Source organism: Ferrimonas aestuarii (genome assembly GCF_005116665.1).
In the GTDB taxonomy this organism is placed as follows: Bacteria; Pseudomonadota; Gammaproteobacteria; order Enterobacterales; family Shewanellaceae; genus Ferrimonas; species Ferrimonas aestuarii.
In genome coordinates this window covers 1-12,630 of the sequence record NZ_SWCJ01000029.1, presented here as the reverse complement: position 1 = coordinate 12,630, position 12,630 = coordinate 1, and the positions used below count along the sequence as shown (strand labels likewise).

Here is a 12,630-nt window from a genome sequence, read left to right as displayed (position 1 = left end):
GAGAGCGCTTCCCGAAGGGCTGGTTTAAGCGGCTCTCATGCTGTGTTAGTAAATCTTACTTTAGACCCACTAGAACTTCGTCTTACTGCCTTACTTGAGAGCCGATTAATTTCAGCTGAATAGCTAGATAATTATACGGGATGGTATTAAAACCGATACTCCATCGCCACTTCGTCACAGGCATGCTTGCGAGGACAGAGTTCGCAGTCTTTCATCACCTTCTCCGGCAACGTCTCTTTGTCGATGCCACTAAAGCCGCACTTGGTGAAGAATGGCGCCACTCGAGTCAGCACGATCACCCGCTCCAGCTCAAGATCTCGAGCCCGCTGCAGCATGTAATCCACCAACGCTTTGCCTTGACCCTGACCATGTACCTCTGGATCTACGCCAACGGAGCGCATCTCCGCCAGTCCAGTTTCATAGATGTAGAGCGAAGCACAGCCGATCACTTTGCCCTGTTGCTCGGCGACCACGAAGTCGAGAATGTCCCGAAGCAGCGCATCTCGACTGCGAGGCAGGGTATCGCCCTTTTGCGCCCAGTAGTCGTTGATCTTGGCGATGGCATCCACATCCGACAGCCGCGCCGGACGCACTTCCAGCATCTCCGCCTTGTGGGCATTCAGACGCTGATGGATGGCACCCAAGGCCTCTTCCACTTCCGGCAGCTCGGTTTGCACCACGTTTTGCAGTGCCAGCGCTTGCTGGACCTGCTTAATGGAGGTACCGCCCAAGGCTTCCCGCTTAGCCAAACAGGCATCAATGGTCAGATGCTGATACACGTCCGATTCGATGCTGTCGCTATAAACCTGCAGTTCTGGCAGAGTGAAGTCTTCCAGCGCTTTGCCCTGTTCGATGGCACCCAGTACCACCTCACCCACAATGTGGTGGGCTTCCCGGAACGGAATGCCTTTGGCAACCAGGTAGTCCGCCAGTTCAGTGGCGTTAGCATAGCCCTGCTGCGCCGCCGCCAACATCCTAGGCTTGTTCACCTGAACGCCTTCCAGTACCAAGGTCACCATATCCAGACACATTAGCCAGGAGTCGAGCGCATCAAACAGCCCCTCTTTGTCCTCCTGCATGTCCTTGTTGTAGGCCATTGGCAGGGCTTTCATGGTGGTCAAAATACCCATTAATGAGCCATACACCCGGCCCGCCTTGCCCCGAATCAGCTCCAGGGCATCGGGGTTTTTCTTCTGTGGCATCAAGGAGGAGCCTGAAGTCACTGCATCAGACAGCTCAATAAAGCCCGCTTCGCCGCTGTTATAGAAGATCATGTCTTCCGCCAGCCGCGACAGGTGCATCATCGAGGTGGCCGCTGCGCTGCACAGCTCCACCACATGATCCCGATCCGATACCGCATCCAAGCTGTTGGTTACGGGGCCGCGAAAGCCTAATTTCTGTGCCAGTTCAGCCCGATCAATTGGGTAAGCGGTCCCCGCCAGCGCACCTGAGCCCAGAGGACAGGTATCCATGCGGTTGATGGCATCCTGCAACCGGGTGAGATCCCGCTCCAGCATCTCCACATAACACAAGCACCAGTGACCGAAGGTGATCGGCTGCGCCCGCTGCAGGTGGGTATAGCCGGGCAACACGGTTTGCGCTTCCCGCTCCGCCAGCACCAACAGCTCATGCTGTGCCTTCACCAGCGCTTCGATCAGCTCCTGTCCCCGATGTTTGCACCACAGTTTTAGATCCGTGGCCACCTGATCATTACGGGAGCGACCGGTGTGCAACTTCTTACCCAGATCGCCCACTTTGGCAATCAGTTGCTGCTCCACAAAGCTGTGAATGTCTTCCGCACCGGAACCAAGAATGTCGGCATCGGTTACCTCCTCCGACAATTGATTCAGCGCCAGCACCAGTTGGCCATGCTCAAGCTCATTGAGCACACCAACCTGACTCAGGGCACCGGCCCAGGCGATGGAGCCGGTGATGTCCTGCTGAAATAAGCGGTAATCCACAGGCAACGAGTCATTGAACAACTTAAACCTGTCATCTGCGGCACCACTGAACCGCCCACCCCAAAGTGCCATATCAGTATCCTTGTTTGTGCAGCGCGGCGATCCGGCTGGATAGGGAGAACAACCGAATGAACCCTTCGGCGTGCTTCTGGTTGTACACTTCGTCCTCTTCGAAAGTAGAGAAGGCTTCTGAGTACAGGCTATTAGCGCTAGCACGTTTCACCACCACGGCTTGGCCCTTATAGAGCTTGACCACAATGGTGCCAGTAAGCGTTTCCGCCAGACTGGTGGCCGCCGCCAACAAAGCTTTGGATACCGGAGTAAACCAGCGACCGTCGTAGAGCACATGGGAGAACTCCAAGCCCAGTTGCTCACGCAATTTGAACGCCGACTTATCCAGAACCAGAGTTTCCAGGCCACGCAGCGCCGCGTTGACGATGGTGCCTCCTGGGGTTTCGTAACAGCCACGAGACTTCATGCCCACCAGGCGGTTTTCCACGATGTCGATGCGGCCCACACCATGTTTGGCACCCAGCTCATTTAGGGTCAGCAGCGCTTGATAGGGGCTAAAGCTCTGCTCATTTACCGAGGTCAGTACGCCCTGCTCAAAGCCAAGAGTGACGTAATCCGGGGTTTCCGGCGCCTGCTCTGGCGAGACAGTCCAAGTCCACACCTGATCGGAAGGCTCGCAGTTTGGATCTTCCAACTCGCCACCTTCGTGGGAGATATGCCAACAGTTGGCGTCACGACTGTAGATCTTCTCTGCCGATGCCGTGGTTGGAATGTTTTTGCTCGCCAGATAGTTAAGCAGATCGGTTCTGGACTTCATGGTCCAGTCACGCCAAGGGGCGATCACCTGCAGTTGAGGTGCCAGCGCCGCATAGGTGGACTCAAAACGCACCTGATCGTTACCCTTACCGGTACAGCCGTGGGACACCGCATCGGCCCCCAGTTTCAGTGCCAACTCAACCTGAGCTTTGGCGATGATCGGACGCGCCATCGCCGTTCCCAACAGATAGGTACCTTCGTACAGAGCACCGGTTTTCAGAATTGGGTTGATGTAGTCGGCAACGAACTCCTCTTTCAGATCCACCACGTAACAGCTGGATGCACCTGAGGCCAGGGCTTTCTCCTCAACCCCTTCCAGTTCCGCCGCTTCTTGACCAACATCGGCCACAAAGGCGATCACTTCACAGTCATACTGCTCTTTGAGGTAAGGAATGATGGCTGAGGTATCTAGGCCGCCGGAGTAGGCCAAAACCACTTTATTAATTTGAGTCATAACGATGTCCTTTAGAATGAGGTTCTACTTAACGAGAATTTTCAAAACGGCGTTCTGGGCATGCATGCGGTTTTCCGCCTGCTCCATCGCCAAAGAGTTAGAGGCATCCATCACCTCAGCGCTAACCTCGACACCGCGGTAGGCTGGTTGGCAATGAAGGAAAAATTGTGCGCCGCTGTTTTGCATCATGGCGCTGTTCACCTGATAGGGAGCGAACTTAGCTTTGATCTCATCCAGTGAGGTGCCATCGCCCATGGAGATCCAAGTATCGGTATAGATGGCGTGAGCGCCCTCCAAGGCTGCGAGCTCGCTAGACAGCGTCAAGGTTGCCCCCTGCTGCTCGGCAATGGCTTTGGCTTCCAGCACCATCTTGCCGTCAGGGAAGTGGCCTTCTGGGCACACCACCACCATGTTCATCCCCAGCTTGGCCGAGGCAAACATCAATGAATGGGTAACGTTGTTACCATCGCCCACGTAAGCCAGAGTTTTGCCTTTCAGCTCACCAAACTGCTCCTGCAATGTCAGCATGTCCGCCAACGCCTGGCAGGGGTGGTAAAGGTCACATAGGGAGTTCACCACCGGCACCGTTGCGTGCTTAGCAAGCTCAATCAAGGTGTTGTGGTCAAATACACGAGCAACAATGGCATCACACCAGCGAGATAGATTTTGGGCGAAGTCTTTCACCTCTTCCCGCTTACCCAGAGCGCCGTTCTGCTGATCCAGATACACGGAATGACCGCCCAGCTTATTGATACCCACATCAAAGCTCACTCGGGTGCGCAGCGACGGTTTCTCAAACAGGGTGGCAATGCTTTTGCCCTTTAGGGTTTGATCAAAGGCACTGTAATCGGCCTTCATCTGAGCCGCTAACTGCAGTACCTGTTGGATGTCGGTACTGCTCCAATCTTTCAATGTCAGTAGGTTTGCCATGATTTACTCCCTAAATCGCACTTACCGGCGCAGGGATCTGAGTTCCCGCCGCCTCACCAGAAATCAATGCCATCAGCTGTTCGGGGTGCCGCCAGCTGGCGATGGTGACGGTGTTATCGATGGCTGCGGCAGCCTGTTGCGCCGCTTCCACTTTCACCTTCATGCCACCTTCAATAATGCCGCTGACCATCAACTGTTGAGCCAGCTCTAAAGTCAGTTGTTCAATCAGCTTGCCCTTGCCATCCAATACCCCTGAAACGTCGGACAGCAATACCAACGGCGCTTTCAGTAGCTGGCAGATCGCCGTGGCCGCCTGATCCGCATTCACATTGAGCAGCTGGCCTTCGTTTGTGGCCGCAATGGAGCAGATCACCGGGGTTAAGCCTTGAGATAGCAGGGCATTAAGCAGTTCCGGCGAGGAAGGGACGACGCTGCCCACACACCCCAACTCTGGGTTAAGTACCTCTGCGGTTGTGGCGTTACCGTCCATCAGGCTCAATCCAATGGCGCTCAGCCCCTGAGCTTTGGCCGCAGCCACCAGTTGCGTGTTGGCCATGCCCGCCAAGGCACCAGCCACAATGGGCATCTGCTCTTCAGGGGTAACTCTGAGTCCCTGATGTTTGGTCGATGCCATGCCGTTGGCGCTTAGCTGTTGCTCCACCAAATTGCCGCCGCCATGCACGAGCACCGGCTGCCAGTCCTGCTGTTTTAGCTGCAGCAAAACCTCAAACAACCGCTCCATGCCGCATTCAGACTCCAGCAGGGCACCACCAACTTTAATCACTAAGGGCTTTATCATGCTGCCTCCATGCCGAAATGAATTGTTATGCACTCAAGGGCTTGACTTGCTGCCCCCTTCATCAAATTGTCGATGGCACAGGCCACCACTAGTGTGTTGCGCTCACTATCCAGCTTCCAGCCGATAAGGGCACAATCGCTACCGGCGACATCGTCAACTTTAGGCCAGTGCCCTTGAGGTAGCAGCTTTACTTTGCTGTTGTCATAGCAGTGATACGCCTCTTCAACTTGAGCTGGAGTAGTGCCCGCTTCAAGCTGAACCGTAATGGTGGCCAGGATGCCTCGTTTAAAGTTACCAAGGTGGGGAGTGAACACCACTTTTGTCCCCAACTGGGTTTCAATTTCAGGTAGATGGCGGTGACCAAGCACCCCATAAGGGGTCAGGCTCACTTGGCAGAAGTGGCTGGTTAAACTGGCTTTACGTCCGGCACCACTGACGCCACTGACCGCATTGATTACCGGCATCATTTGAGGGTTAAGCAAAGCGGCAATGGGCTTTAGCGCCAGCAGAGACGCCGTCGGATAACAGCCGGGAACGGCAATCAATTTGCTCTTGGCGATCCCAGCGCCATACCAGTTACTCAGCCCGTATTGGGCTTGGCTCAGTAACTCAGGGCTTGGATGCTCGAAGCCGTAGAATTTGGAGTAGATCTCTGGGTCGCTGAAGCGGTGGCCGCCAGACAGATCAAATACCGACAACCCCGCCTCCAGCAACTGTGGAGCCAGTTGCGCTGATACCAGATGGTCTGTGGCCAAGCACACGCCGTCGGCGTGCTGGCATAGCGCGGCTAACGCTTCGGTGGTCAGCGGCTTAAGAGGCAACGACACTTTATCCAACAGGTTAGGATAGAGCTCGGACAGAGGCTTTCCTGAATCTGCACTGTTTTCCGAAACATACAATCCGCACAACGTCAGACCTGGCTGCTGAGCAATCAACTCAGCCAAGGTGGCTCCCGTGTACCCGGAAGCGCCAATAATGGCTATATTGGTCATTGGAGAAAACTCCGTAATACTGCATTGAAGGGGCGATCTCTAAAGCAGGCTCTAGGATCAAGGTGCGCCGAGGGCGCAGAGCAACGACCGGATTATCGTCGTCGGCGGAGGCAGGATTGTGTTGAAAAAGCAGTCAGTTTCATGGTTTTTACTGTCGTCTAATTACTGTCACCCTGATAGACTAACACTGATAATTAATTATGCAATCAATTTGAATATAAAATCATGAAAAAAATTCCTGAACTGAAAAGTCGCTTTACTCAGTTGATCGCAACGCCCTCTATCAGCGCGCTAGAGCCGGACTGGGATCAGAGTAATCTGGGTGTCATTGACCTGCTCCATGGATGGTTCTCGGCCTTGGGGTTTCGCTGTGAAGTATTGCCATTGCCTGGCCAGCCTCATAAAGCCAACCTGCTTGCCAGTATTGGGCCAGAAACTGCCGGAGGTTTGCTGCTTGCTGGCCACACCGACACCGTGCCCTTTGACCAAGGCCGTTGGCAGCAAGATCCCTTTAAGCTAACCGAGGCAGATAATCGCTGGTATGGCCTAGGCACCTGTGACATGAAAGGCTTCTTTGCCCTGATCTTAGAAGCGGTACAGCAGTTCGATCTCACTAAATTACAAAAGCCTCTATTGGTATTGGCCACAGCCGATGAAGAGACCACCATGGCTGGCGCTAAGGCGTTCGCCAAAGATCGCCCCATTGCGCCGGATTACGCCCTAATTGGAGAGCCAACCGGCCTTAGGCCCATACATATGCACAAAGGCCACGCCGCCCACGGCATCCGCGTTACTGGCAAAAGTGGTCACTCCTCGGATCCCACCAAAGGCATCAACGCCATCGAGGTAATGCATGAGGTAATTGGTGAGCTGATGGGACTAAAACAGAGCTTGGCCAAGCAGTACCATCAATCTGATTTCAGCGTGCCCTACCCAACCCTAAATCTGGGTTCTATCGAAGGTGGCGACGCAGTCAATCGTATCTGCCCTTGCTGTCAATTGAATCTGGATATGCGCCCCCTACCGGGCATGAGTTTGAGCGACCTTGAGGGGCACCTACATCAGGCTTTGGCGCCGGTTATGGCTCACTACCCGGACTGCATCGAGATAACCGCTCTGCACCCCGGAGCTGAGCCTTTCGCTTATCAAGGTGAGTCCACCCTGATCCAGGTGGCCGAATCCCTCAGCGGTCAAGCGACGGAGGCGGTGAATTACGCCACCGAAGCCCCCTACATCAATCAACTCGGATGCCAAACCTTGGTGCTAGGCCCGGGCAGCATTGAACAGGCACATCAGCCAGATGAATACATCGACATGGCGTACCTCAACTCTACGCCACGATTACTCAGTCAATTCATAAATAAGCTGTGCTTATAGGCAGTTGATATCACTATAAATGTTTCATTGAGTCTCTGTCTGCCGCTGGAGATTCATGATACTTTGAAGCAATTGCGAATGAAGTAACAGCAAAGGAGAACTCATGAGTGACGTCAACGCTCCGCTGAAAGCCAATGTGAATATGCTTGGCCAGCTTTTGGGCGACACCATCTCTACCCACCTAGGCGACGGCTTTGTGGAGAAAGTAGAGAGCATCCGCCAATTGGCTAAGGCATCTCGACAACGAGAGCCGGGAGCCCGAGACCAAATGCTCACCCTGTTGAATCAGCTTGATGACCATGAGTTGGTTCCTTTTGCGAAAGCCTTCAACCAGTTCCTCAACCTCACTAATCTGGCAGAGCAGTTCCACACCATCTCTCGTAACTGCGATGAGTTAGTCTGCGTTCCCGATCCTGTCGACCTGCTGTTTGGCGGCCTGATCAATGGCAAAGCCAAAATGGATCCTCAACTGTTGCTGTCGGAGCTGGAGCGTTTAGAGATCGATCTGGTACTCACCGCACACCCAACCGAGGTGACTCGCCGTACCCTGATCACCAAATACAGCGCCATCATCGAGTGCCTAGCGGAACTGGAAAACCCGCAGCTCAGCGAGCAGGAACAACGCCAGCAAAACTTGCGCCTGCGCCAGCTGATCGCTCAAATCTGGCACACCAATGAGATTCGTACCCAACGCCCAACCCCGGAAGATGAAGCCAGCTGGGGCTGGGCCGTGGTAGAAGACAGCCTATGGCAAGCGGTGCCTGACTTCCTGCGTCAGTTAAACGATCGCTTAGAAGCTCACGCAGGGCTGCAGCTGCCCCATCACGTGGCTCCGGTCAAATTCTCCAGCTGGATGGGTGGCGACCGCGACGGCAACCCTAACGTTACCGCCAAGGTCAGCGCCCGTGTGCTGCTAAAAAACCGCCAAACTGCACTGACTCTGTACCTCAATGACATCAACACCCTCATCAGTGAACTGTCGATGGCCGAGTGCAGTGATGAGCTTTCTGCCCGCACCCAGGGCTCCGATGAGCCCTACCGGGTCGAACTGCGAAAACTCAGAGATAAGTTGGCTCTCAACCTAGAAGAGGTGGAAGCTGGCTTGGCAGGGCAGGCGTATCGCTTGGACGATGGGCAACGCCTGACCTCTAAGCAAGATCTATTGGAGCCGTTGGAGGTTATCTACAACAGCTTGCTCGACAATCGCATGCGCCTTATTGCCAACGGCTTGCTGCTGGATACCATCCGACGTTTGCACTGCTTTGGCATCGGCCTCACCCGCCTCGACATTCGCCAAGACGCCGCTCGCCACTCAAGTGCCATCGCCGAAGTGACCCGCTACCTAGGACTTGGCGACTACGAGCATTGGCAAGAGGAAGAGAAGCAAGCCTTCCTCCTGCGTGAACTCAGCAGCCGCCGTCCACTGCTGCCAAACAGCTGGGAGCCTACCGCCGACACCAAAGAGGTTCTGGACACCTGCAAACTGATCGCCTCACAGCATCAGGAAGCCCTAGGTTCCTACGTGATCTCCATGGCCAGCCTGCCATCAGACGTACTGGCGGTGGCGCTATTGCTCAAAGAGGGTGGCTGTCAGTTTGCCATGCCAATCGTGCCGCTGTTTGAAACACTGGACGATCTGGATAACGGCCCCAAATGCATCGAACAACTGCTCAGCATCGATTGGTACCTCGGTTACATTCGAGGCAAGCAGCAGGTGATGATCGGTTACTCCGACTCAGCTAAAGACGCCGGGGTAATGGCGGCCTCTTGGGGTCAATACCGAGCCCAAGAAGCCTTAGTTGACGCCTGCAAGGCCGCCAACGTGGATCTGACTCTGTTCCACGGTCGCGGTGGCAGCATCGGCCGAGGCGGTGGCCCTGCCCACGAGGCGATTTTGTCTCAGCCTCCTGGCTCCGTTGATGGTCGACTTCGCGTTACCGAGCAGGGTGAGATGATCCGCTTTAAGTTCGGCCTGCCAAAGCTGGCAGTTCAGAGCTTAGCGCTCTATACCTCAGCGGTATTGGAAGCCACGGTTCTACCGCCACCTAAGCCGAAGCAAGAGTGGCGAGATCTGATGGACAGCATTGCCGAGCACTCGGTCAGTGCCTATCGCGGTATCGTCCGTGAAGAGCCGCAATTTGTGCCCTACTTCCGTGCCGCAACCCCTGAGCAGGAGCTCGCGGATCTGCCACTGGGCAGTCGACCCGCTAAGCGCCGCGCCGACGGTGGTGTGGAATCACTGCGCGCCATTCCGTGGATCTTCGCTTGGACCCAAAACCGTCTGATGTTGCCAGCATGGCTAGGCGCCGGTGCCGGGCTGCAAGTGGCCATCAACGATGGTGCCCAGCCGACACTAACTGAGATGTTCCAATCCTGGCCATTCTTCCGAACTCGGTTATCGATGCTGGAGATGGTTTACGCCAAAGCCGAACCGAATCTCGCAGCGTATTACGACCGAGTACTGGTGCCGCAAGAGTTGCATCACCTTGGACAAACCTTGCGAGAACAGCTAGAGCAGGACATCCAAACCGTACTCAAACTGACTCAAGAGCAAACCCTGATGGAGCACACGCCTTGGAACCGAGAGTCGGTGGAATTACGCCACCCTTATATCGATCCGCTCAACTTCCTTCAGGCAGAACTGCTCAAGCGCTGCCGTAGCCATAAAGAGGAAGTGGATGACATCAAGCAGGCCTTGATGATCTCCATCGCTGGTGTGGCGGCCGGCATGCGAAATACAGGCTAATGGCGATTGAGCGGGCATAGCCCGCTCTTTTTTTGCCATAACAAAAGGTATTGGAGAGTGAACATGCGTTGGTTTTGGCTCGCAATGATGATGATCGCGGCACTCACTTTACAAGGCTGCGCCACCAGCTACACCTTGAGTGAGTCGGAGGTCGAAGACTATCTGGACGACAAGCTGTCTATCACCGAACAACAATCACCCATACAGTTCCTAGAAACTGAGCTCAACCTAAATCAAATCAAGGTTCGTATTGGTCGGGGTAACGACAAGGTGCAGGTATCAACCTATTCCGAGCTGGTGATCCGAACGCCGCTGCTACCATTGAGGGCCACGTTAACCGCCACCATTGCCGCAACTCCTTGGTATCGACCTGAAGATAAAGGGATCTACTTGAGGGATCTCGAAATTGTCAGCATAGATTCTTCACCAAAAGAATTAGGTGTTCCCCTAGAGCAGTTAGGAAAACAAAGCCTTAGTGCACTGCAGCTGTTTCTCTCCAGCCAACCTGTGTATACCTTAGACCAGAATGATTGGAAGCAAGATATTCTTGCCAAACTCGGCCGCGAGATAACCGTCGAGCCTGGCAAGATTCGATTTCATCTAAGCGCCGATTAAGCCTGAGACACTCGAGTTAAGAATGGGTAGTTCGCAACCGGATGCAGTTCCAACAGTTGTCGTCGTAGCATATCCAAAGCGACAGCCGCAGACAGCTTGCGAACTAAAGTGCGAGACCGCTGAGCCCCTTTAGAGAATGCAAAGGTCTGACTCACCGTGCCTTTTGCTGTGCTAAGGCTGAAACAGACGGTCCCAACCGGCTTCTCTTCGCTGCCGCCTGTTGGCCCAGCGATACCGCTAATACTAACGCCATAATCCGCACCTAACCGACTGCGAGCACCTTCCGCCATCTCTTTAGTAGTTTCCATGGAGACGGCGCCAAAATCAGCCAGCGTAGTTTCACTGACTCCGCACAACACCTGCTTAGCGTGATTACTGTAGGTTACTAAAGACCCTTCAAGATAAGCGGAGCTACCAGCTAACGTCACCAACTGCTCGGCCACCATGCCACCTGTACACGACTCGGCGAGCGCCAATGACTTGCCAGACTCAAGCATAAGCTCGTGCACAATTGCCGCCATCGTAGGCAGATTCTCGCCCACCAACGAATCACCCAGCACCTGCCTTACCGCGGAACAATATTGCTCAAACGCGTCGGGATTCACTGACTGTCGACAGAATAGTTTTACCTCAATATGAGGCATAGAGGCGCGATAGCCCAAGGACACCCCCTCAGGGCAGGGCACATCGATGTCAGCAATGTCGTTCGCCATTGCCGACTCTGCTTGACCCAGAGTGAGTAGCTTGTGGACTCGAACCTGTCCACCAGCTTCCGGATTGAGATCCCGCAAAAATGGTAGAAATTGCTCTTCAATCATACGGAACAGTTCGTGGGGCACCCCAGGGGTGAAGAACAACCAAGCGCCATTGAGCTTTACCCTAAAACCACATGCGGTACCCACTGGGTTATCCACCACCACCGCTGATGCTGGCAACATTGCCTGCTTGAGGTTACTCGACGTCATGGTTCGTCCACGAGCGGCAAACATCGATTCCATCACTTTTCGCCATTGATCAAACATCACCACTGGCTCCCCTAACGCTTTGGCCGCAGCCTCGGCACTAAGGTCATCGACGGTTGGGCCAAGACCACCATTGACGATAATGATATCGGCTCGCTCTGAGGCCTGCACAAACGCATCAACCAAATCGTCCATGCGATCGCCTACGGTCATCTTACGGTTTAGCTCATACCCTTGCTCCATCAGAGTATTCGCAACCCAAGCGGCATTAGTATCTACAATTTGCCCAGACAGTACCTCTTCACCGGTACAGATCATCTCGATTCTCATCAATGTCTTCCTTAATCCCAAACAACCTTGTCTTATACTCGTAAAGGTGCGTTACCAATCGCTTTACTAAACAAGAAGATGACTTGGCCAACAGATATCAGCCAAATTAGAGAAGGCGATGACGAAAAGCAATAAGTACACGAAATGACAGATACGAAAAAGCCCCAACCTGTTAAGGCTGGGGCTTTAAAAATGGTGCTAATACCCAGATTCGAACTGGGGACCTCACCCTTACCAAGGGTGCGCTCTACCAACTGAGCTATATCAGCAAAATGGCCAATTTCCGTCTTTAAGACGAAAAAACCTCAACACTAGGTTGAGGTTATTCGAAAAGTGGTGCTAATACCCAGAATCGAACTGGGGACCTCACCCTTACCAAGGGTGCGCTCTACCATCTGAGCTATATCAGCACTCAAAACTTTTTGTCTCTACCGGCTAAGGTAAAAACGTAATTGGCGTCTGACGATGACCTACTCTCACATGGGAACTCCCACACTACCATCGGCGCGACTGCGTTTCACTTCTGAGTTCGGCATGGGATCAGGTGGGACCACAGCGCTATGGTCGTCAGACAAAAATTGTTGACCTCCAAGGATGGAGGAAATGTCTAAATTTGTATGGAACAAATTAGACCAA

At 54.0% G+C, this 12,630-nt stretch carries 9 protein-coding genes, 2 tRNA genes and 1 rRNA gene; 3 read left to right on the top strand and 9 right to left on the bottom strand.

Going from position 1 to position 12,630, the window contains the following annotated elements:
- Positions 1–146 precede the first annotated feature (146 nt).
- Genes argH through argC form a run of 5 tightly spaced genes read right to left on the bottom strand, consistent with a single transcriptional unit; the run spans position 147 to position 5,964 of the window.
- The gene (argH, locus tag FCL42_RS21120; RefSeq protein WP_136865405.1) at positions 147–2,033 is read right to left on the bottom strand and encodes an argininosuccinate lyase; all 1,887 of its coding nucleotides are present in this window, start codon (positions 2,031–2,033) and stop codon (positions 147–149) included.
- Position 2,034: 1 nt separating this feature from the next.
- Complete coding sequence (locus FCL42_RS21115) at positions 2,035–3,243, bottom strand: argininosuccinate synthase (RefSeq protein WP_136865404.1); 1,209 nt, start codon at positions 3,241–3,243, stop codon at positions 2,035–2,037.
- 24 nt (positions 3,244–3,267) lie between these two features.
- On the bottom strand, positions 3,268–4,173 hold the full coding sequence (locus FCL42_RS21110) for an ornithine carbamoyltransferase (RefSeq protein ID WP_136865403.1): 906 nt from the start codon (positions 4,171–4,173) through the stop codon (positions 3,268–3,270).
- A gap of 10 nt (positions 4,174–4,183) precedes the next feature.
- Positions 4,184–4,972 carry an acetylglutamate kinase gene (gene argB / locus FCL42_RS21105; protein WP_136865402.1) on the bottom strand — a complete coding sequence of 263 codons (789 nt, stop codon included), beginning with the start codon at positions 4,970–4,972 and terminating at the stop codon, positions 4,184–4,186.
- Positions 4,969–5,964, bottom strand: coding sequence for an N-acetyl-gamma-glutamyl-phosphate reductase (gene argC / locus FCL42_RS21100; RefSeq protein WP_136865401.1), 996 nt, complete (start codon positions 5,962–5,964; stop codon positions 4,969–4,971). The genes argB and argC overlap by 4 nt, the downstream gene beginning before the upstream one ends.
- Positions 5,965–6,189: 225 nt before the next feature.
- Here argC and argE point away from each other — a divergent pair, with 225 nt between their 5' ends.
- The 3 genes from argE to FCL42_RS21085 all read left to right on the top strand — a co-directional run bounded on the left by argE (position 6,190) and on the right by FCL42_RS21085 (position 10,702).
- Positions 6,190–7,341: an acetylornithine deacetylase gene (gene argE, locus FCL42_RS21095; protein ID WP_136865400.1), complete on the top strand. Its 1,152-nt coding sequence runs from the start codon at positions 6,190–6,192 to the stop codon at positions 7,339–7,341.
- A 103-nt stretch (positions 7,342–7,444) separates the two neighbouring features.
- Complete coding sequence (ppc, locus tag FCL42_RS21090) at positions 7,445–10,087, top strand: phosphoenolpyruvate carboxylase (protein WP_136865399.1); 2,643 nt, start codon at positions 7,445–7,447, stop codon at positions 10,085–10,087.
- A gap of 63 nt (positions 10,088–10,150) precedes the next feature.
- A complete protein-coding gene (locus tag FCL42_RS21085) occupies positions 10,151–10,702 on the top strand; it encodes a DUF1439 domain-containing protein (RefSeq protein WP_136865398.1) in 552 nt (183 codons plus the stop codon).
- On the opposite strand, the gene FCL42_RS21080 is transcribed toward FCL42_RS21085, so the two are convergent.
- The 4 genes from FCL42_RS21080 to rrf all read right to left on the bottom strand — a co-directional run bounded on the left by FCL42_RS21080 (position 10,699) and on the right by rrf (position 12,566).
- Positions 10,699–11,994, bottom strand: coding sequence for a CinA family nicotinamide mononucleotide deamidase-related protein (locus FCL42_RS21080; protein ID WP_136865397.1), 1,296 nt, complete (start codon positions 11,992–11,994; stop codon positions 10,699–10,701). The genes FCL42_RS21085 and FCL42_RS21080 overlap by 4 nt on opposite strands.
- A 193-nt stretch (positions 11,995–12,187) precedes the next feature.
- Positions 12,188–12,263, bottom strand: a tRNA-Thr gene (locus tag FCL42_RS21075).
- Positions 12,264–12,328: 65 nt separating this feature from the next.
- Positions 12,329–12,404 (bottom strand) — tRNA-Thr (locus FCL42_RS21070).
- Positions 12,405–12,451: 47 nt separating this feature from the next.
- A 5S ribosomal RNA gene (gene rrf / locus FCL42_RS21065) occupies positions 12,452–12,566 on the bottom strand.
- Positions 12,567–12,630: the final 64 nt, after the last annotated feature.